Annotated in this window: 22 protein-coding genes and 1 pseudogene; 20 read left to right on the top strand and 3 right to left on the bottom strand. The window is 40.1% G+C overall.

Annotated features, from left to right (window positions below; genetic code table 11):
* Positions 1-1,133 precede the first annotated feature (1,133 nt).
* The 7 genes from MTR11_RS09145 (at position 1,134) to MTR11_RS09080 (ending at position 7,642) form a co-directional block, all read left to right on the top strand.
* Entirely contained in the window at positions 1,134-1,502 is a 369-nt protein-coding gene (locus MTR11_RS09145; RefSeq protein WP_024701877.1) for a VOC family protein, read from the top strand.
* A gap of 147 nt (positions 1,503-1,649) precedes the next feature.
* On the top strand, positions 1,650-2,165 hold the full coding sequence (locus tag MTR11_RS09135; RefSeq protein ID WP_157625630.1) for a GNAT family N-acetyltransferase: 516 nt from the start codon (positions 1,650-1,652) through the stop codon (positions 2,163-2,165).
* 146 nt (positions 2,166-2,311) lie between these two features.
* Complete coding sequence (locus tag MTR11_RS09125; protein WP_243327347.1) at positions 2,312-2,668, top strand: cell envelope integrity protein TolA; 357 nt, start codon at positions 2,312-2,314, stop codon at positions 2,666-2,668.
* Between the two features lie 166 nt (positions 2,669-2,834).
* Positions 2,835-3,821: a hypothetical protein gene (locus tag MTR11_RS09115; protein WP_050633414.1), complete on the top strand. Its 987-nt coding sequence runs from the start codon at positions 2,835-2,837 to the stop codon at positions 3,819-3,821.
* 132 nt (positions 3,822-3,953) lie between these two features.
* Positions 3,954-4,445: a hypothetical protein gene (locus MTR11_RS09105; RefSeq protein ID WP_140201174.1), complete on the top strand. Its 492-nt coding sequence runs from the start codon at positions 3,954-3,956 to the stop codon at positions 4,443-4,445.
* Between the two features lie 1,841 nt (positions 4,446-6,286).
* The gene (locus MTR11_RS09090) at positions 6,287-6,733 is read left to right on the top strand and encodes a GNAT family N-acetyltransferase (RefSeq protein WP_109170488.1); all 447 of its coding nucleotides are present in this window, start codon (positions 6,287-6,289) and stop codon (positions 6,731-6,733) included.
* A gap of 135 nt (positions 6,734-6,868) precedes the next feature.
* The gene (locus MTR11_RS09080) at positions 6,869-7,642 is read left to right on the top strand and encodes a hypothetical protein (protein ID WP_243327343.1); all 774 of its coding nucleotides are present in this window, start codon (positions 6,869-6,871) and stop codon (positions 7,640-7,642) included.
* Between the two features lie 156 nt (positions 7,643-7,798).
* On the opposite strand, the pseudogene MTR11_RS24165 reads toward MTR11_RS09080, so the two are convergent.
* Positions 7,799-8,123, bottom strand: a pseudogene (locus MTR11_RS24165) (hypothetical protein).
* A 244-nt stretch (positions 8,124-8,367) separates the two neighbouring features.
* Here MTR11_RS24165 and MTR11_RS09070 point away from each other — a divergent pair.
* The 4 genes from MTR11_RS09070 (at position 8,368) to MTR11_RS09050 (ending at position 12,191) form a co-directional block, all read left to right on the top strand.
* Positions 8,368-9,708 carry a hypothetical protein gene (locus tag MTR11_RS09070; protein ID WP_243327342.1) on the top strand — a complete coding sequence of 447 codons (1,341 nt, stop codon included), beginning with the start codon at positions 8,368-8,370 and terminating at the stop codon, positions 9,706-9,708.
* A gap of 116 nt (positions 9,709-9,824) precedes the next feature.
* Positions 9,825-10,382, top strand: a complete 558-nt coding sequence (locus MTR11_RS09065) for a nucleotidyltransferase domain-containing protein (RefSeq protein ID WP_243327341.1) — start codon at positions 9,825-9,827, stop codon at positions 10,380-10,382.
* A gap of 634 nt (positions 10,383-11,016) precedes the next feature.
* Positions 11,017-11,322 (top strand): hypothetical protein, encoded by a 306-nt coding sequence (locus MTR11_RS09060; protein ID WP_243327340.1) that lies wholly within the window; start codon positions 11,017-11,019, stop codon positions 11,320-11,322.
* A 152-nt stretch (positions 11,323-11,474) separates the two neighbouring features.
* The gene (locus MTR11_RS09050) at positions 11,475-12,191 is read left to right on the top strand and encodes a riboflavin synthase (RefSeq protein WP_023585735.1); all 717 of its coding nucleotides are present in this window, start codon (positions 11,475-11,477) and stop codon (positions 12,189-12,191) included.
* A 135-nt stretch (positions 12,192-12,326) separates the two neighbouring features.
* On the opposite strand, the gene MTR11_RS09040 is transcribed toward MTR11_RS09050, so the two are convergent.
* Together MTR11_RS09040 and MTR11_RS09035 are read right to left on the bottom strand one after the other, a co-directional pair.
* The gene (locus MTR11_RS09040) at positions 12,327-12,605 is read right to left on the bottom strand and encodes a type II toxin-antitoxin system RelE/ParE family toxin (RefSeq protein WP_140139439.1); all 279 of its coding nucleotides are present in this window, start codon (positions 12,603-12,605) and stop codon (positions 12,327-12,329) included.
* Positions 12,602-12,886 carry a type II toxin-antitoxin system RelB/DinJ family antitoxin gene (locus MTR11_RS09035; protein ID WP_005398409.1) on the bottom strand — a complete coding sequence of 95 codons (285 nt, stop codon included), beginning with the start codon at positions 12,884-12,886 and terminating at the stop codon, positions 12,602-12,604. The genes MTR11_RS09040 and MTR11_RS09035 overlap by 4 nt, the downstream gene beginning before the upstream one ends.
* A 756-nt stretch (positions 12,887-13,642) precedes the next feature.
* On the opposite strand from MTR11_RS09035, the gene MTR11_RS09020 reads away from it, so the two are divergent.
* The 9 genes from MTR11_RS09020 (at position 13,643) to MTR11_RS08980 (ending at position 18,963) form a co-directional block, all read left to right on the top strand.
* Positions 13,643-14,152, top strand: coding sequence for an SMI1/KNR4 family protein (locus tag MTR11_RS09020; RefSeq protein ID WP_243327338.1), 510 nt, complete (start codon positions 13,643-13,645; stop codon positions 14,150-14,152).
* Between the two features lie 62 nt (positions 14,153-14,214).
* Entirely contained in the window at positions 14,215-14,511 is a 297-nt protein-coding gene (locus tag MTR11_RS24215; RefSeq protein ID WP_413777592.1) for a DUF4241 domain-containing protein, read from the top strand.
* A gap of 257 nt (positions 14,512-14,768) precedes the next feature.
* Complete coding sequence (locus tag MTR11_RS09015; protein WP_041852942.1) at positions 14,769-15,206, top strand: DUF5675 family protein; 438 nt, start codon at positions 14,769-14,771, stop codon at positions 15,204-15,206.
* A gap of 11 nt (positions 15,207-15,217) precedes the next feature.
* The gene (locus MTR11_RS09010; RefSeq protein WP_146192903.1) at positions 15,218-15,700 is read left to right on the top strand and encodes a hypothetical protein; all 483 of its coding nucleotides are present in this window, start codon (positions 15,218-15,220) and stop codon (positions 15,698-15,700) included.
* A 174-nt stretch (positions 15,701-15,874) separates the two neighbouring features.
* Positions 15,875-16,471 (top strand): glutathione S-transferase family protein, encoded by a 597-nt coding sequence (locus MTR11_RS09005; protein ID WP_150918846.1) that lies wholly within the window; start codon positions 15,875-15,877, stop codon positions 16,469-16,471.
* Positions 16,472-16,616: 145 nt separating this feature from the next.
* Positions 16,617-17,138 (top strand): GNAT family N-acetyltransferase, encoded by a 522-nt coding sequence (locus MTR11_RS08995; protein WP_150918844.1) that lies wholly within the window; start codon positions 16,617-16,619, stop codon positions 17,136-17,138.
* A gap of 104 nt (positions 17,139-17,242) precedes the next feature.
* The gene (locus MTR11_RS08990) at positions 17,243-17,644 is read left to right on the top strand and encodes a DUF2007 domain-containing protein (protein ID WP_104971817.1); all 402 of its coding nucleotides are present in this window, start codon (positions 17,243-17,245) and stop codon (positions 17,642-17,644) included.
* Positions 17,645-17,790: 146 nt separating this feature from the next.
* On the top strand, positions 17,791-18,399 hold the full coding sequence (locus MTR11_RS08985) for a pyridoxamine 5'-phosphate oxidase family protein (RefSeq protein WP_182019309.1): 609 nt from the start codon (positions 17,791-17,793) through the stop codon (positions 18,397-18,399).
* Positions 18,400-18,549: 150 nt separating this feature from the next.
* Entirely contained in the window at positions 18,550-18,963 is a 414-nt protein-coding gene (locus MTR11_RS08980) for an RDD family protein (RefSeq protein WP_134646484.1), read from the top strand.
* The last annotated feature ends 1 nt before the right edge of the window (position 18,964 follow it).

Genomic DNA, 18,964 nt, shown 5'->3' with positions numbered 1-18,964 from the left:
TGCTTTAGGGATTTCTGAACAGGATGTTTTTGATACTAGCAATATTGGGTGCTATCTACCTGTCATTTAAGCTGTACCAAGAAGGCGAAGAGGTAGGTTGGAATAGAATTTTAGTTACTATCTTTTTTGTCAGCTATTCAGCTCTGTATTTGTATGTACCACCTTTCTTAGGCATGAATAACCAATATGCAGGTAAAATGTACGAATTAGTTCCAATCGGATGCTATTTCATGGCTTTACTTCCCGATATGGAAGAAGCAGAAACTGAGGCGAAAGCCTTCGTATTTTTCGCTTGGTGTGGGCTTATTTTCATAGCATCTTTCTTGGTTTACTTTAAGTTGTATGTGTGGTGATGGGTGCCAGTACGCATATAACAAACTGTTCAAGAGGGATTCGCAACGCGTGGCATTTTCACTATGCGTTGATTTTAGTGTTTAAGGTGGCATGCGGCGGCTTTTGTATTGCGTTGCTCACCCCTTAACAGGGCGTTATACGCTATATAAAGAAAACCTAAAGATTCAGGTCAATAATCTCGATTTTCAGCGTTGATTTTTGGTTTTGGGGCGTCGAGATATCCGAGTTTCAACTCTCGTTTTCTTCGGTTCGTGGTTCAGTTTCGGCACGCTGTTTATCGGTGGTTTTCTTTTTTGGTGCTGATTGTTTGGGGTCAGCCCAGGCTGCCCTTTTTGCTGAAACTCAGCTCTGCATGTCTGCCTTTCTAAAAGCAGATTTACTTGCTGAAATGCCGCTTTCTCTGGTGTGGTGAGTTCACGTGGTTCCAGTGAGTTTGTGGAAAGACCTCATTGTGAAGCTGTCTTTCCAAAAGCGCTTTTTGGTGTTGTCAGTCCGTTTTCTACGGCGCGGTTTGTTCCAAGTGGTTTCAGTGGTAAGTCGCGGTAAGTCTAAGTTTGACTTGAGTGCATCAAAGCACATAAAAATCATGGTTTCAAAGTAGAGCTTGTCGTAGAATTTTGGCTTTAACGTTCATGCGTATAACAAAGCGTTTAAGAGGGATTTGGCACGCGTGGCATTTTTAGTATGCGTTGAGTTAAGTGTTTAAGGCGCTATGCGGTAGCTTTTGTATCGCGTGCCTGCACCCCTTAACGCGGCGTTAGGGCGCAAGGAGTAAAATGATGATTCATCACATAGATCATATTGTTCTCACAGTCTCCGACATAGAAAAATCAGTGGACTTTTATAAACGGGTTTTGTGCATGGAAGAGGTGACTTTTGCCAATGGCCGTAAGGCTGTAACGTTCGGAAATCAAAAGATTAACTTTCAGCTTCTTGGCCAAGAACCGCGAAATGTAGCTAATGTTGGTTCAGGTGATGTTTGCTTAATTTCAGATTGGCCGTTGACATCAGTGGTAAACCATTTAGTCAAAGAAAATGTCAAAATCATAGAGGGTCCAGTCGAAAAATCAGGAGCTGTTGGTGCAATCCAATCTGTCTATTTTTTGGATCTTGATAAGAACTTAATAGAAGTCAGCGTGTATCAATAGGCTCTGCGCCCTAACAAACTGTTCAAGAGGGATTCGCAACGCGTGGCATTTTCACTATGCGTTGGTTTTAGTGTTTAAGGTGGTTTGCGGCGGCTTCTGTATTGCGTTGCTCACTCCTTAACAGGGCGTTATGTGAATAGGGAAATTATGCAGCAAGCAATTGAAAGTGAAAGACTAATATTACGACCGTTTTCTATGTCTGACGCTGAGCGAGTTTCAGAGTTGGCTGGCGACAAGCAAATATCAGAAATGACGGCAAATATTCCTTATCCGTATAGCGTCTGTGATGCTGAAAATTGGATTCGTACCCATGCTGAGTTGTTTGTAAGTGGTAAAGGTATTGTCTATGCCATTGTCCTAAAAGAGAGTTCTGAGCTTATTGGTGCTATTAGTTTTCCAAAACTGGAAAATGGTTTGGGTATTCTGGGCTATTGGTTGGGAGTTCCTTACTGGGGCAGTGGTTATGCTACAGAAGCATCTAAGGCTCTGATTTCATTTTCAAAAATTCATTATGGATTAACAAGGTTAAAAGTAATGCATTTAGTTGGAAATGATCGTTCAAAATCAGTCATTAAAAAGCTCGGTGTAAAATATGTGGGCGATCAGACAAACCGCATGCAAGGTAAAGATCGTGAAGTAAGTGTTTATATATCAGAGGCATAAATTCACATAACAAAATGTTCAAGAGGGATTCGCAACGCGTGGCATTTTCACTATGCGTTGATTTTTGTGATTAAGGTGGTTTGCAGCAACTCCGGTATTGCGTTGCTCACCCCTTAACATGGCGTTATGTTCAAGGAACGTTAATAATGAAAAACGCAATTTTTATTGCATTAATATCAATGTTTGTTGCTGGGTGTGTTGGTTTCAATGATTCGCCAGAGGCTAGACTAGTTCACAATGCATCCTTGATGAAAGTGCGAATACAAGATGAATTGAACCAGCAAGATGAGTATCTAGGGTACGATGTCCGTGTAAACTTCAAACTTAATGATAAAGCTAAGGTTACCGAATTCTCGGTACTAAAAACTAGTGGGCTTCGCTCGTTTGATAACGCGGTCGAAAAAGCAGTAAAGAACAGCTCCCCATTCGAATTTTTATTGAGTCTAAGTCCGCAAGAGTTCGAGCAGTTTAAAGATATTAACCTTACCGTTGATTTAGAGTAGCCGTGAACATAACAAATTGTTCAAGAGTGATTCGGCACGCGTGGCATTTTTACTATGCGTTGGCTTCAGTGGTTAAGGTGTTATGCGGAAGCTTAGGTATTGCGTGCCTCACACCTTAACAAGGCGTTATATTTTTAATTGGCTAGGTTAGGCTCTGAGGATAAAGATGTATATTGAGTCACAAGAAAAAATCTACTACAGCAACAAAGAACCAATTCCGTTGGATGATGTTATCGCATCACTACAAGGGTATTCAGAATTAATAAAAATGCTTCCAACGGTGCTTGAACACCTTGATGACAGCCTCGTTATTGAAGACATCAAGGTTTACGTTGATGAGGTCAGTAAAGGTAGCCTTTGGGAGGTCTTACTAATTGGTTTAGCTTTTGGTAGTCAGCAATCACTAGACTGCCATTTGACTGGTGTAAACGACTGGGCTCATGAAAAACTTATGAATGCAGGAATAACTAACAAGAATATTCGAAACGGCTTGATTGTACTAGTAGCAATACTTGCTGTAACAGGAGCCTCTATGGCGCTTGATCACATGAAAAAGTTGCTTGGTGGGCGCGACGAGAGCACTGCTACAATCCAAGCAAACAATAACATATTCATCAATATAGGAGCTGAAGCATACGGTACAACGCCAGATGCAATTCAGTCTGCAATTGCTCATGCAATTGAGGTACATGGTCAAACAAAGGTTGCTAAAGAAGCAAGAAAAATTATTGCACCAGCTAAGTTAGAGCAGGGAGCTGAAGTTAAGTTTTTCTCTGGTGCCAATGCATCTGATGCACCAATAGTAACTTTTGATAGTGAGTTGGTGGAGGCTCTTCCAAGTTATGATTTCAATGAGGGCGATGTATCTATTCCTCAAAATAACGTCGATGTTTACATTACTAGCATGGATCTGGAGCGTCATAAAACTGGCTGGGCTGCGCATATCCCTTCGATCTCCGAAAACAAAAGGATTCCAATTAGCTTTAACTCAGACGAGAATCTTGAGCAAATTGCTTTTGAGCGAAACTATAAAGCCAATATTACAGTCGTATATGGGCGTGACAAAAAGTCTGGAGACTTAAAACCAAAGCGTGCACTGATCACTTCATTGGGACAGAAGCTCGAAAAAGGTTTTAAAGACAAAAAAATATAACAAACTGTTTAAGAGTGATTCGCAACGCGTGGCATTTTCACTATGCGTTGGTTTTAGCGTTTAAGGTGGTATGCGTCAGCATCGGTATTGCGTTGCTCACACCTTAACAGGGCGTTATACGCAGGAGGTGATATGAAATCAAAATCGTTGGTTAAAGTTACTGAGCATCACGATGGTGGTTTTCATTTAACTTTCTTTCGACCTACTTTTTCACTTTTTTATGCTGGGATGAACTACGAACATACCATATCCGTTGCGAAAAGGTTTCTTAATGACCAAATTCGATATGAAGCTATTCCTCATATTGAGTCTTGCTCTTCACAAGATGGACACATAAATTGTCCAGAAGGCTGTATTAGCTTACCTGCTGATATTTGGAACTGTAAGTTAACGGATAGCATGTGTTCATTGCAGTCGTCGATAAACTTAAATGATAAAGAAGAATTTATAGAGCTTTGTCATGCTCCAAAGTTAAAAAAGAGCAAATTTGGAACACTGTTGAACAGGGTAAATATAAGGGTTTTCACCATGTTCCTGGTAGACATTTATGTATTTGTTGCGAGTTCAAGGACAAGAAAAAAGAGTCTTTTCGGTATCATTACCCTTGGGAATTCGCTGAGCTAGATGTAGCTATTCTCTCTACGTATGAAGATACATATCGAAAACTTGAGGAAAAAGGTATTCCAGTTAACTACGTAATGTCACCTATTTGTTCCGAATGCTGTTATGAACTAGCTATAACACTTCGCCCAGAGCTAAAATCTTGCTTACAGGTAATTGAAGTTAATTTTGATCCGCGTAAGAAAAGCGTATAACAAAGCATTTAAGAGTGATTCGCAACGCTTGGCAGTTTCGCTTCGCTCAAGTATAGCCAAGCGTCGCTCACACCTTAATGCGGCGTTAGTTTGCAAGAGGAAAAACGCAGCTATATCGCAAGATCTAGTGGTAAAAGCTCAAAGTCGAAATTGTCGTATCGGCGTTCAATTTCAGTGTTAACCAGCGTGGTGAAAATTCAAAATTGGCATCGTTTCAACAGTTGATTTGTTCTTTGGTGCGGCGACTTTTAGGGTTAACTGAGTTGAGCTTTTTTGCTGAAACTCTGCTCGTTGAGTTTGTTGGTGCAAAAGCCGATTTACTCGCTGAAATGGCGTTTTCTCTGGTGTGGTAAGTTCATGTGGTTTCAGTGGCTTTGTTGACAGTCCTCATTGTGAGATTGGTTTTCCAAAAGCGCTTTTTGGTGTTGAGAGTTCGTTTTCTGCGGCGTTGTTTGTTCCAAGTGGTTTCATTGAGTAGCCGCTTTGAGACTACGCCTGATTTAAGTGCATAAAAACACATAAAGTTTGTTGTTTGCAAAGTTTAAAACAACGTAAAGTCAATGCTTTGGGTTTGCAAACTAACAAACTGCTCAAGAGGGATTCGCAACGCGTGGCATTTTTACTGTGCGTTGATTTTAGTGATTAAGGTGGTTTGCGGCGGCTTTTGTATTGCGTTGCTCACCCCTTAGCAGGGCGTTAGTACGGGATTGGCATCGAAGGTTAAAAATTCAGTGTTTATTGGTTTTGTTTCCTAGCTTTGCACTTGATCGGGTGTGCCTTTCACGTTCTTTCCGGTGGCACTATATGCGGAGTGTTCGCTTTGGCTTCAGCGTTTTAAGCCAACAGTTTCGTGCTATATTTCAGTATCTTGGTGCAAACCAAAAGGTTTTGGAACAGCGTACTAACAAACAATTTAAGAGTGATTCGGCACGCGTGGCATTTTTACCATGCGTTGGTTTTAGTGGTTAAGGTGGTATGCGGAAGCATTGGTACTGCGTGCCTCACACCTTAATTGGGCGTTAGTTTGCAAGAGGAAAAACGCAGCTATAAAGCAAAATCTAGTGGTAAAAGCTCAAAGTTGAAATTGTCGTATCGGTGTTCAATTTCAGTGTTAATTAGCGTGGTGAAAATCCAGAATTGGCATCGTTTCAGCGGTTGATTTGTGCTTTTGTGCGGCGACTTTTGGGTTAACTGAGTTGAACTTTTTTGCTGAAACTCTGCTCGTTGAGTTTGTTGGTTCAAAAGCCGATTTACTCGCTGAAACGGCGTTTTCTCTGGTGTGGTAAGTTCACGTGGTTTCAGTGGCTTTGTTGAAAGTCCGCATTGTGAGATTGGTTTTCCAAAAGCGCTATTTGGTGTTGTGAGTTCATTTTCTGCGGCGTTGTTTGTTCCAAGTGGTTTCATTGAGTAGCCGCTTCGAGACTACGCCTGACTTAAGTGCATCAAAGCACATAAAGTTTGTTGTTCGCAAAGTTTAAAATAACGTAAAATCAAGCCGTTGGGTTTGCAAACTAACAAACTGCTCAAGAGGGATTCGCAACGCGTGGCATTTTTACTATGCGTTGGTTTAAGTGATTAAGGTGGTATGCGGCGGCTTGGGTATTGCGTTGCTCACCCCTTAGCAGGGCGTTATGTGCTAGGGAGATAAACGTGAGAATCGAAGAAACTCAAGAATCTGACTTTCTCCAAGTGGTTGACTTGGTTAAGCGCGTTGTCGACAAAGACATACTCCCTCATTTCAGCAATGAAGGGCAGGCGATGTTTTCTTCAAAAGTGCGGTCTGATGTTGAAACTACATTTGATAAATCAAAGTTTCAAAACCTTAAGCTGATAGAAAACAGCAAAGTCATTGGTTTTGCTGCGTTGAGAGAAAATGATTACATTACTCATCTTTTCATTGACACTAAGTTTCAAAACAAAGGGTTAGGCAAACTGTTGCTAGACAATTTGTTATCACTTACTGAGTCCAGTGAAGTAAGATTGAGGGCGTCTGTTAACGCGCTAAACTTTTATGAGTCTCAAGGTTTTATTGCCACAGAAGGTGAGCAAAATGTTGATGGCGTAAGGTTTGTTCCAATGCGACTTGTTCGCACATAACAAACAATTTAAGGGTGATTCAGCACGCGTGGCATTTTTAGCATGCGGTGGCTTTTGGTGTTGAAGTGCTATGCGTTGGCTTGGTCATTGCGTGCTTCACACCTTAATTGGGCGTTATGATTTTTAAGGAAAGTTATGTCACTAGAAATAATTACGGCTGGTCTTACTGGTGCTTTAAGTGGTGCTGCCATATCCTTTCTATTGAAAACATGGTTTAAGACTCGGTTAGAAAACAGTATTAAGCACGAGTACGATAAGAAGTTATACAAGCATAAAAGCCAAATTGAACAGAGTATTGGTGTCGCGAATTTCATTCATGCAACTAACATCAATCGAACACAAGTTTCTTACGAGAAAAGCATTGAAGCCATCGATAAGCTTTGGTGCGGTTTGCTTGAAATCAATTCCACAAAACCCCTGTTATTAACATACGCTGATTTACTTGTAGATGAGGAGTTCGGGGTAGATTTTGGTACGTGTGATGTAAAACACTTCCCTGAAATATTTGATAGTGATATCACGAAAATGATGGCGGACAGTTTTGAATTGGAGAAGCATCGTTTGTATTGCGGTGAGCATCTTTGGTCAATTTTCTTTATGTATAGGCAACTTATCGGGCGTGTTTCAGTACTTATTAAAAAGGGAAGAGAACAAGGCAATGTGCCTCATTGGTGGAAAGACCAAATTTGTCTATTCATTATAGATACGATGCTATGCGAGCAAGAAAAAGTAGAATTTCTGAGTCAAAAAGCAGGTAAATTAAGTTGGCTAACCAAGAATCTAGAAAAGAAATATTTAACATCCGCTAATAAAGTTATCGTTGGCGATGAGTCTATTAGCTATGACATTGAGCGCTCTCTGGTAGTAGTAAGTCGTCTTGAGGAAGCATTGAGAAAACAAAAATCATAACAAAGCATTTAAGAGTGATTCGCAACGCTTGGCAGTTTCGCTTCGCTCAAGTATAGCCAAGCGCCGCTCACACCTTAATGCGGCGTTAGTCGCCAGAAAAAGCTAGCAATCAAAATCATGTTTCTAAGCTCAAAATTTGGCTGCTTGTTGTTCGGTTCACAGGTTCATCGTTGTTGATCCAAATTCATTTTCAGCTGTTTTAAGTCCAAAGTTTTGTAACTGCCCTAGCGGCTGTTTTGTCCATTGGTGCTGACAGAGCAGGGCAATCGAGAGTCTGTTTTTGGTTGCAACTCTGCTCGGTGAGTTTGTTGGGTACAAAAGTAGATTTACTCGCTGAAATGACGTTTTCTCTGGTGTGGTAAGTTCCACTTGGTTTCAGTGACTTTGTTGAAAGCCCGCACTGTGAGATTGGCTTTCCAAAAGCGCTTTTTGGTGTTGTCAGTCCGTGTTCTGCGGCGTTGTTTGTTCCAAGTGGTTTCATTGACTAGCCGCTTTGAGACTACGCCTGACTTAAATGCATCAAAGCACATAAAGTTTGTTGTTCGCAAAGTTTAGTTCGGCTTAAAATTGTCGCTCGGTGCCTCGCGACTAACAAACTGCTCAAGAGGGATTCGCAACGCGTGGCATTTTTACTATGCGTTGAATTTAGTGATTAAGGTGGTTTGCGGGGGCTTTTGTATTGCGTTGCTCACCCCTTAGCAGGGCGTTATATGAAAAGGTAAATAATGGCAAACTTAAAAGATTTCGAAGATCTTCTCTCGGAAATTGTAAACAAAGAGATCAAAGACTATATGAAAGAATCGATGACTTGTTACTATGCAGGTGCTTATAGAGGCTCCATAATTCTTAGCTATATTTCGCTATTTGATGATCTTTTATTGAAGCTGGAAGCTGTTTCAGATGTAAACAAAAAGGCAAAGTCTTTACTTGCTGAAATTAATAAAAGAAAGCAATCGCAAGATGTATATGAAAACTATCTTCTAGAACAATTAGCATCAATTGGTCTAATATCACGTTTGGATAAAGACACGGTTGACCTAATAAAAGATAGAAGGAATAAGTCAGCACATCCCTCTGGGCATTCCCCTAGTGCAGAGGAGGCTAGGTATATATTCTCTGAAGTAATAGAAAAATTTCTATCAAAACCAGTATTAAGTACAAATAGTTTGGTAGACAGAATTTTGTCTAGGCTTGGGAATGTGAACTTTTTCACATCAACGTTTATTACTGATACTAGAAATGTTACAGAGCACGAAATTAAAGATATTCATAAAATCTCATATCCTTATATGCTCAGTAAGTTGTTACTTGAGTTCAAAGAAAGTGAAGGCGAGAGAAAAAAGAACGCATCCTTTCTCCTTGACGGCATGGCAGCACTGGATTGGGAGGATTTAAATCAAGACTTGGTTAATCGAGTCATTTCCAAGGTTATGGATGACCAAAATTATAATGAAAAAGCATTATCAATGTTAAGCGCAAATATTAAACTGCGAGGCTTTTTGTGTGCGGTTGATCAAGCTCGGTTCAAATCTTTGTTGTCATCAAGAATTAAGGAAATGAAGTTTAACGAAGTGTCTACATCGTTGTCCCACCCTGTAATAGTAATGAGGAAGTTATCTGAGGACGGTGCTGCGATTGATTTTTCAGAAAACTTCATGGAGCTCATTAAAAAAGTACCGTATAGGAATGGGACAATTAGGATTGTATCTGCTAATAAGGATTTACTATTAAAGCCTTATTTAGACGAAATATACTCAGATGCTGGCTCAAGTCAGTTCGATACCGCAAAAATGTTTATCGAAAGGTTTGGAGATATTGAAGAAGAATTTACCAAGTTAGTAGACGATGAAGATGCGTTTAAATTACTGTGTAATATCGTATCAGCATCTAGAAATGGAACTTGGGCTGCTGAAGCGGTTACCGACAAAAAGTTTGAAAAATACCCCAACCTAAAAGAAAAATCTTTACGGTTTATTGAGGGCGAAAAAGCCAAAGCCAATGAAATTGTTAAAGAGATAGTTAGTTACTTTATGACATTAGAAGAAGTTTGTGAGATGTATCTGTAATTTTCATATAACAAAGCATTTAAGAGTGATTCGCAACGCTTGGCAGTTTCGCTTCGCTAAAGTATAGCCAAGTGCCGCTCACACCTTAATGCGGCGTTATACAAACGGAGGTAACTGTGAGTTTAGAAGAACTTAATCTTGAAAATCTTCCCCTTCAAAATGAACTGGTTAGATCTGCTTGTTCTGCGTTTATTTCCGAAGACAATGTGGTTGCCGTAGTGTTATTAGGCTCATTGGCTGCAGGTAAGGGTGACCGAGTATCTGACGCTGACATTTTGATTCTTACCCAAAATGAATTTCATAAGTCCACACAAGAGTGCTTCTCGGCTTTTGAGCGTGGTAAAGAAATTTTCTATCGTAATCAAGGCTTTCATAACGAGAATGCTTACTTTACAAAGTACATTTTTACGGATTTAACCAGCACAGAGATTCATTGCCTAGATCTAAGCGAACCTTTTGATATCTCTAGACCTTTTAAAGTGCTATTTGATAAAGCAGGTGCGGTGGAGTCACGATTAACCGATGCTCCAGCGCCAAAGCATGAAGACTTTCCTGCATATACAAATGGTGACCAAGGCTTAATCTGGGAACTTTTGGAGTGTATAAAGTGGTTAAGCCGGGGTAAAAATGAACTAGCCAAATCTTACCTTAAGAAGTTGGCGGATAAGCTGTAACAGTTTGTATAACAAAGCGTTTAAGACGGATTCACAACGCTTGGCATTTTCAGTTTGATTCAACTTTAGTGTTTACGGCACAATGGTTAGGTTTGGTGGTCGCGTTGTTCACCACTTAACGCGGCGTTAGTTGCCAACGAGAAAAACGCAACTAAAGCAGAATGTTTGGGGTTAATGTTCGTGTGTTTTTGGCTCGGTTTTCGTATTTCAATTTCGAGTTATTTGGGTTTGTAAAATCGTGCGTTGGTTTCTTTTGTGGTTGTATTCTCTATTTCAGAAACCGATTTATATGTTGAAAGTTAGCTCTGTAACATTGTTTGTCCAAAGGCGCTTTTTTGGTGTTGTTAGCTCGTTTTCTACGGCGTTTCATGTTCCAAGTGGTTTCAGTGACAGTCGCTTTGAAACTACGCCTGATTTGAGTTTCTTAAAACACTTAAATCTAGTGTTGTCAAAGCGGTAACAAACTTCAAATCAAAGCTTTAGGTTTGGCAACTAACAAAGCATTCAAGAGGGATTCACAACGCTTGGCAGTTTTGGTTTGAATTGGCTTTAGTGTTTACGGCACAATGGTTTAGGTTAGGTGGTGGCGTTGTTCACCCCTTAATGCGGCGTTAGACAAATAAAAGGAAAACATATGACACTTGGGTGGTTAATTCTTCTTTCATTTCTACACATTGCAGTTTGTCTTTTTAGCCCTTTTGTGTTTTTCATTATCGTATTTCAACTGCGTGAATTTGAACTTTCTAAACATCACTCAGATATCTGTATGGCTTTAGGTGGAGCATATGTCATTTCGACAATTGTGAGTGTAATTATAGTTTTTAATTACTACCTTGCTGATAGCCAGGAACCATACTATTGGTGGTTTGCGATGCCTTGGGCACTATTAGTCGCTATTATTGTGTACATATTGAAAGTAGCGAAGGTAAAATTTGCCTAACAAACTGTTTAAGAGTGATTCGCAACGCGTGGCATTTTTACTATGCGTAGCGTTTGGTGTTTAAGGTGGTATGCGGCGGCATCGGTATTGCGTTGCTCACACCTTAACAGGGCGTTAGTTCTCAAAGTTGTTTTAATATCAGTGGAGTAAGTATGTTTACAGGCATAGTTCAGGCGGTAGCCGAAATTGTTGATGTGACAGATCAAAGAGGGATTAGAACTTTTGTTATCGACTTCCCTAAAGGGTTTTGTACTGATCTAGAAATTGGGGCAAGCATTGCTATTGACGGTGTGTGTCTGACAGTCACTGAAATACAGTCAGATGTTCGTGTTAAGTTCGACGTAATGCTGCAAAGCCTCTTGATCACAACTCTGAGTAAGTATTGCTCATCCCAATTAGTTAACGCTGAGAGAGCCGCAAAAGATGGGGCAGAAATTGGCGGTCACCCGCTATCTGGTCATGTGGACTTTAATGTAGCTATCGTCGACGTAAAACAAATTGAGGATAACTATTGTGTTCGCTTAGCACTCCCTGATGCTTGGAAAAGATACGTTTTCCCTAAAGGTTATATAGCTCTAAATGGAGCGAGCTTGACTGTAGCTGACGTAAATAAGCATGAAGGTTGGTTTGAAGTTTGGCTTATTCCTGAGACTCGTAGAATGACGGTTTTCGAATCAAAAGCCAGTGGTGACTTTATCAATATAGAAATCGAGCGTGGTACCCAAGTAGTTGTTGATACGGTTCGTGACACGTTAAATGAAAACCTTGGACCACTATTACCATTGTTTGAAAAACTCCTTTTAGAGCAAGGTGTTGATTTGGATTCACTAGGCTATAAACCTCAGGCACTCAGTGGGTCAAAGAACTAACAAACTGTTTAAGAGTGATTCGCAACGCGTAGCATTTTCACTATGCGTTGTGTTTAGTGTTTAAGGTGGTATGCGGCGGCATCGGTATTGCGTTGCTCACACCTTAATGCGGCGTTAGTTCCCCAGAGGAAGCAATCAATCCGTAGGAAATTTTTGTTTCTGGTGGAGTACACGCATAACTCTGATGATATCGCCTTCGACCCAGTAAGAGACAATCATCGAAATCTCAGGAATAATGAGCAATCGTCCGCGGATACCATCTCGTTGTACACCCATTAAAGGTTGTTCAAGCAAGTTTTCTACTTTTGCTTCAATGAGGTTGTCAGTTTTTTCTGCCACATCAGGGTTGAAGTCATAGAGAAACTCGAAGATCTTTTCACGATCATTAAGTGACTCTTCTTCCCATAAAATCATTGCTTACCTCGATTACGGATTCTGGCTTTGCGCTCTTCCATTCGAGACTTAGCAGTTTGGTGCTCAACGAAAACAGATTTTCCTGAGTCAAACTTCTCAAATGCTAGGTTTACTTGTTCAGTTAGCCATGCATCGTGAGATAATGTTTTTCTTTGTTGTTCAGCAAGTTGCTCAGTAAGTTCACGGCAAGCATCACTCAGAGTGCGACCTTGGCTCTCAGCCATTTGTTGAGCAAGGCGTTTTGTTTCTTCATCAACACGAAATTGAATTCTAGTGTCCATGATGTATTCCTTTGTTGGTGTGTGTACAAATGTTAGCACTAGACTTTGAGATGGGCAACTAACAAACAATTTAAGAGTGATTCGGCACGCGTGGCGTTTTTACTATGCGTTGAGTTTAATGTTTAAGGTGGTATGCGGCGGCTTTTGTATCGCGTTGCTCACCCCTTAACAGAGCGTTAGTACTGGGTTGACATCAAAGGTCAAAAGTCTTGATGTTTATTGGTTTCTTTTCCCAGCTTTACACCTATTCAAATGTGCCTTTCACGTTCGCTCCGGTGGCACTATATGAGCTGAGTTCGCTTTGATTTTACCGTTTACGGTTTCTAACTTTTGGGTAATTTCTCTGGCGTGGCTTCTTTTTTGCTGTTGGTGTTTAACCCTAAAATTAGTTCTTTGGTGTGGCTGTTCAAATCCTGTGATCGAATCCTTTGCAAATTTGAAAGCGGTGAAAAAGGGTGGTTTCGCATGTTCTTCTTCTAGCCAACTTTCGTCTTGAGGTCGGTTTTTAGATTGGCAGTTGTCCGTTAGGCTTCTGTGTTTTTAACCACAAATTTCGTGCTATATTTCAGTATCTTGGCGTGTGCCAAATGCTTTAAGGGCTGCGTACTAACAAGCTGCTTAAGAGGGATTCACAACGCGTGGCATTTTTACTATGCGTTGATTTTAGTGATTAAGGGGCATGCGGCGGCATCGGTATTGCGTTGTTCACCCCTTAGCAGAGCGTTAGGCGTTGTCCAGAGAGTATGGAGAGATAAGATGAATAGAGCTTTTCCAGATGAATTAAAAAAACTGCACTCAATAGAAATTGACTACGCGGACGGTGAGGGAATTGATTTTGAACCATATGATGATTTCTATTCACAAGAAGAAACATCAGAATGGATTAAAGCATGGACTGGTAATTCTTCACTCAATGGGCATGAATATTTAATTTTTGGTCAAGATGGTTCTGGCGGTTACGCTGCTTTTTGGCTAGTCAACAATGTCGAAGATCTTTTGCAACAATCTATTGTTTTCTTTGGCTCTGATGGTGAAGTCGGGGTGGTTGCACAAAATTTTGGAGACTATGTTTGGTTGTTTGCACATGGTCTTGGGCCATACGAGGCTGTTGCTTCTCCTGATTTGAATCGCCCCCTAAATAGTAAGTTTTTGCACTTTGCTCAGGAGGTTGCAGCGTCAAATGAAAGCTCAGTGTCTAAAATCATAAGCGTGGCCAAATCAAAGTACCCTAACTTTGAGCAAATGATTGATGAACTTTGCCTATAAGCCAAGCGCCTAACAAACTGTTTAAGAGTGATTCGCAACGCGTGGCATTTTTACTATGCGTAATGCCCGAGGAAGATAGTTGGTATGAAGGACTTTTTGACAATGGTAGAGATGACTGCTGGTTCAATCAAACGAACAGAAAAACACTAATACGTGAAGGGCTTGCAAACATACAACTGCCTAATAGCGATAAGAACCTTATTCTTTTCCATTCAGGGGGGGGAGATGGTTTCTATCCGGTAATTGGCGGCTACGACTCGAATAATAATTTAGTCGCAGTTCATACAGATTTCTTTGTTGTCGACATATCTGAAAATAAAGTTGAATCAGCGTCCATAACTTTGTTGAGATCTTGGTAAAAGTATTACCTAACAAAGCGTTTAAGAGGGACTTGGCACACGTGGCATTTTCAATTTGTTAGGGTGTTATGTGGTCACTTCTGTATCGTGTGCCAGCGTCCCTTAACGCGGCGTTAGCTGTCTACACTAAAGTTGGTGTAAAAAACTTAATGCTCAATTTCATTTAAGTTAGCGATGTCTCTATTAATGATGAAACGGATCTGTTGTAACAATACTCTTCTGTTAATTTCATTGATTTGATAGCTAGGATAAGAGCAATGAAAAAACTAGATGAAGTTAAACTAAATCTAAAGCGAACAAATCAAATGGGAGAGACAACTTTAGGTAAGTTGACGATTGAGGGAGTAAGTAAAAGTTGGTTTGTATTGGAGCCCGCAGGACCAGACTCGATAACTGAAGGATCCGATAAAAGGATCAAGGCAGGGGCTTACAAATTATTGCCTTATAGCTCACCGAAGTATCCTAATGTATATGAATTACAAAATGTTCCAGGGAGAACGTTTATTCTAATCCATGCCGGAAATTATCACAAAGACACTCTTGGGTGTTTGATGCCTGGTAAAACGTGGGGGAGTGTGGCTAAATCTCATTACTATGTAGGTAATAGTAAATCGGCTCTGAAAGAAATTTTTGCTGAAATCGCGAGCTACAAAAAAATTACCATAAATATATCTAATCAGTTGGAGCAGCAATGATGATAAGGAATATGGCAATCTTAATTGTGTCTGTTTTTTGTTCAGGACTACTGTATGCTAAGACGCCAGAAGTAAGTCTCTTACATAACTGGATGATAGAAAACTACAAATCTATTGAATCAAACCTTGAAAAAAAAGGCGGTTCGAAAATAGTTCCTACGCTTTTTTCTTTGGTAGAAATTTGGAAACGTAGAGACGGAGCTATTTCGGGAGAAGTTTCTCCCTTATTGTTGGTTGCACTAAAAGTTGAGCCTCAGAATACTTTACTTTTACTATCTGAAAACCCGGAGTCTTTTGACAAATGGTTAAGTGAGCTAGAAGGGATGGTGTTCACAGACCATACAGGCAATGAGGCGAATCGGTTAGAAAAGTTAAGAGTTGATGTATTAGCAACAATGAAATCCTACTCTATAAAACAGCCGGATAAGTTAAAGTTAATGGCTGACGCACTTGTTGAAAGGTTGGAGGTTATAAAGGTGAGCGTGATAGATTAAGCCAGTGCTAGTAGCCAGCTAACAAAGCATTTTAGAGTGACTCCCAACGCTTGGTATTTTCAGTTCGAGGTTGGGTTTCGTGTTTAAGGCAAAATCGTTTAGTTTGGGTGGTAGCGTAGTTCATGCCTTAACTGCGCGTTATGCGCTTTTACGAATTGAAACATGGAGAGTGTGATGGTTGTATATGGAGATTTGCAGTCAGGTAACTGCTTAAAAGTAAAATTACTATTGTCATTCCTTGGCATTGAGCACCAATGGAAGCACGTTAATCTCTTAGATAACGAGACTAAAACAACAGAATTTTTAGCCCTCAATCCAAATGGTAAAATCCCGACAGTCGTTTTAGATGACGGTCGAGTACTCTGTGAGTCCAATGCAATATTGGGGTACTTTGCAGAAGATACACCTTATCTACCTAAGGACAGTTATCAAAAAGCAAAAATGTACGAATGGCTTTTCTTTGAGCAATACTCACATGAGCCTTATATTGCAGTAGCGCGTTTTATTCAGAAGTATCAAGGTATGCCGGAGCACCGTCTAGAAGAATATAAATCACTACAATCAGGCGGCCATAAAGCATTACAAATCATGGAGCTACAGCTGTCAAAAACTAAGTTCTTAGTTGGTGATAATATTTCTATTGCTGATATCGCACTATATGCTTACACCCATGTCGCAGATGAGGGTGGTTTTAACCTAGAAACTTACCCAAATATCGAGCGTTGGATTGGGGTAATTCGCAAGCTGGACGGTTATGTAGGTATGTATTAACCACGCGCATAACATAGCGTTTAAGATAGATTCTCAACACGTGGCATTTTAACTGTACGTTGAGCTCAGTGATTAAATCGGTATGCGGAAGGCTCGGTATTGCGTTGCTCACCTCCAAAAGGTCATTAATACTCAAAGGTCAAATATGGATATTTACCCAGAAATCGAGTTATCTAAAGCGCAGCATAATGCAATTGAAGCTCTGAGAAACAAGTCGTTTCCTGAACATCAGGTTGACCGTTCTTACTATAAGCAACTCCCACATATGAGAGTTTTGAAGTACGAAGGTGATCACTTAGTTGGTTACATGGGATTAGACTACAGAGTTGTTCGCGTCGGTGATGAAATTTATAAAGTATTAGGTGTGAGTGATTTTTGTGTCGAGAGCAAACTTCAAAGGCAAGGTATTGGCACAACAATGTTGTCTCAACTCAGCGAGTATGCGTCAACTAAAGATGTCGACTTCATCATTTTAGTCTCCGATTTGGATCGTTTTTATGTGGCTAATGGTTATGTGCGCCTTAACTCTCTAAGTTCTTGGTTGCGAGTTCATGAACATAAAAATTACGGTGTTGCTGTAGAGCAAGTCGATGATTTATATGTTAAACCTATCAGCGGAAAAATTTGGGCTGTTGGTCATATAGATTGGTTAGGGTATATGTACTAGTCTGTAGTGGGTTAATAAACTGTTTGAAAAGAAACGCCACACGTGGCATTTTTAATTCGCGTAGCTTATACCTTACGAGAGCGCTTTTCCACAAGGAGTAATATGTGATTGTAGTAGCAAGGTTTTCTTTTCCTCATGAAGCTCATATTGCGAGAGCAAGCCTAGATAGTGTCGGAATAGAAAGCCACATTGCTGACGAGCACACGGTGAATACTCAGTGGCTTTATTCAAATGCAATGGGCGGCGTTCGTCTGATGGTGGCCGAAAGTGATGCAGAAGACGCGAAACAAATACTTAGCAGTGATTTCTCAGAATCATTAGAAAGTGAACTTGCCGTTGATGAAGGAAAAGATGTTTGCCCTAACTGTGGTAGTAAAGAGCTATTTGCATTTACAAAAGGTAAGCGTCCAGCTTTCTTAGTCTTTATTTTACTGGGTTTTCCATTGTTCTTTTACAAGCATGGTTACAAGTGTAAGCAGTGTGGGGAATTCAGTGAAAGGCTTTAATTTAAGTCGTTAGATAATAAAGCGTTGAAGAGATAATTTGCACGCGTAGCATTTTTACTTTGCGTTAGGTTGAGTGGCTATGCAGAAGTCAGAGTTCTGCTTACTTCCAAGCAAAGCATTATACGATAGTGAAGGGACAACATTGAATGAGTGAAATTAAAACAATAGAGCAGTTAAAAGAAATTTACGCAGAGCCAAGTGCGAGAGCTAAAAATAAAGCGTTGCCTGCCCTGGATGTTCATGCGATTACATTAATTAATAATTGCCATTTTGCAGTTCTAAGTACCGCCGATACACAAGGCTATATCGATCTCTCTCCGAAAGGAGGGGAACCTGGCTTCGTAAAAGTTTTAGATGAATCAACATTGTTGCTCCCTGATAGCTCGGGAAACAATCGTATAGATAGTCTAAAAAATATCATTAGTAACCCCAAAGTTGGGTTGTTATTGATGGTAAATGGTATTGATGAAGTACTGCGTATTAAAGGAATTGCAAGTATTCACACAGACCCCAAATTGATATCTGCTTGCCCCGATGGAAGTAAAGATCCTAAGGTTGTTATCAAAATAGTCATCGAGAGTATGTACTTTCATTGTGCGAAAGCTGTGATGAGAGGGAAACTTTGGTCTGATGACTATAAAGTCAATCGCTCAATTCTCCCTTCATTAGCTCAAATCTTTAAAGATCAACAAAAGTTAGAAAATAAAGCGCTTAATCAAGAAGAGATGTTGAAATATTACCAATCCAGTCTTTAGAGCGAGTGTAGTAAAGTGTTTAAAAGGGAGAAAAATGCTTGGCTCTTTAGGTTTGACCTGCTGTACGGCACTATGGATTAGTTTTGGTGGGATGTTACTCATCCCATAACGTTAGTCCACAAATAAACAATTGTTAGTCCAAATTTTAAAATGAAAAATGTAGAAAACTTTACTCTAGAAAATTACGTTTTGGCTAGTCCGGGAATTAGGTGTGTTGGACAAATGATTGATCTTTTTATCAGTTTTAGCATTTTTACTCTCGTTTTATGGGGCGGCTTAGAAATCGGTATTGAAAAGGAACTTGTTCGCGCTATGGGAGTAACTGCGACTGTATCGTATTACCTTTTTTCTGATTGTTTACCAAATGGTCAAAGTGTGGGTAAAAAACTTTTGGGCATTGCAGTTATAAGTGCAAGAACGGGTAAAAGGTGCAATATTTTTCAGTCACTTTTTAGAAATATTATTACTCCATTCTTCGGTTTTATTGACTCAATTTTCATTCTTGGTAAAAAGAGGCAACGGCTCGGTGATAAGTTAGTGAGAACAGTGGTGGTAGTTCACTAGC

This window comes from Vibrio sp. CCB-PB317 (assembly GCF_022808245.1).
Lineage (GTDB): Bacteria > Pseudomonadota > Gammaproteobacteria > Enterobacterales > Vibrionaceae > Vibrio > Vibrio diabolicus.
The sequence above is the reverse complement of the archived record's forward strand: the minus strand, read 5'-3'. Positions and strand labels throughout refer to the sequence as shown.

Excerpts from the sequence above, each read along its gene's own strand:
- MTR11_RS09145 (WP_024701877.1), top strand. The coding sequence starts at position 1,134 with ATGATTCATCACATAGATCATATTGTTCTCACAGTCTCCGACATAGAA.
- MTR11_RS09135 (WP_157625630.1), top strand. The coding sequence starts at position 1,650 with ATGCAGCAAGCAATTGAAAGTGAAAGACTAATATTACGACCGTTTTCT.
- MTR11_RS09125 (WP_243327347.1), top strand. The coding sequence starts at position 2,312 with ATGAAAAACGCAATTTTTATTGCATTAATATCAATGTTTGTTGCTGGG.
- MTR11_RS09115 (WP_050633414.1), top strand. The coding sequence starts at position 2,835 with ATGTATATTGAGTCACAAGAAAAAATCTACTACAGCAACAAAGAACCA.
- MTR11_RS09105 (WP_140201174.1), top strand. The coding sequence starts at position 3,954 with ATGAAATCAAAATCGTTGGTTAAAGTTACTGAGCATCACGATGGTGGT.
- MTR11_RS09080 (WP_243327343.1), top strand. The coding sequence starts at position 6,869 with ATGTCACTAGAAATAATTACGGCTGGTCTTACTGGTGCTTTAAGTGGT.
- MTR11_RS09070 (WP_243327342.1), top strand. The coding sequence starts at position 8,368 with ATGGCAAACTTAAAAGATTTCGAAGATCTTCTCTCGGAAATTGTAAAC.
- MTR11_RS09060 (WP_243327340.1), top strand. The coding sequence starts at position 11,017 with ATGACACTTGGGTGGTTAATTCTTCTTTCATTTCTACACATTGCAGTT.
- MTR11_RS09050 (WP_023585735.1), top strand. The coding sequence starts at position 11,475 with ATGTTTACAGGCATAGTTCAGGCGGTAGCCGAAATTGTTGATGTGACA.
- MTR11_RS09040 (WP_140139439.1), bottom strand. The coding sequence starts at position 12,605 with ATGATTTTATGGGAAGAAGAGTCACTTAATGATCGTGAAAAGATCTTC.
- MTR11_RS09035 (WP_005398409.1), bottom strand. The coding sequence starts at position 12,886 with ATGGACACTAGAATTCAATTTCGTGTTGATGAAGAAACAAAACGCCTT.
- MTR11_RS09020 (WP_243327338.1), top strand. The coding sequence starts at position 13,643 with ATGAATAGAGCTTTTCCAGATGAATTAAAAAAACTGCACTCAATAGAA.
- MTR11_RS24215 (WP_413777592.1), top strand. The coding sequence starts at position 14,215 with ATGCCCGAGGAAGATAGTTGGTATGAAGGACTTTTTGACAATGGTAGA.
- MTR11_RS09015 (WP_041852942.1), top strand. The coding sequence starts at position 14,769 with ATGAAAAAACTAGATGAAGTTAAACTAAATCTAAAGCGAACAAATCAA.
- MTR11_RS09010 (WP_146192903.1), top strand. The coding sequence starts at position 15,218 with ATGGCAATCTTAATTGTGTCTGTTTTTTGTTCAGGACTACTGTATGCT.
- MTR11_RS09005 (WP_150918846.1), top strand. The coding sequence starts at position 15,875 with ATGGTTGTATATGGAGATTTGCAGTCAGGTAACTGCTTAAAAGTAAAA.
- MTR11_RS08995 (WP_150918844.1), top strand. The coding sequence starts at position 16,617 with ATGGATATTTACCCAGAAATCGAGTTATCTAAAGCGCAGCATAATGCA.
- MTR11_RS08985 (WP_182019309.1), top strand. The coding sequence starts at position 17,791 with ATGAGTGAAATTAAAACAATAGAGCAGTTAAAAGAAATTTACGCAGAG.
- MTR11_RS08980 (WP_134646484.1), top strand. The coding sequence starts at position 18,550 with ATGAAAAATGTAGAAAACTTTACTCTAGAAAATTACGTTTTGGCTAGT.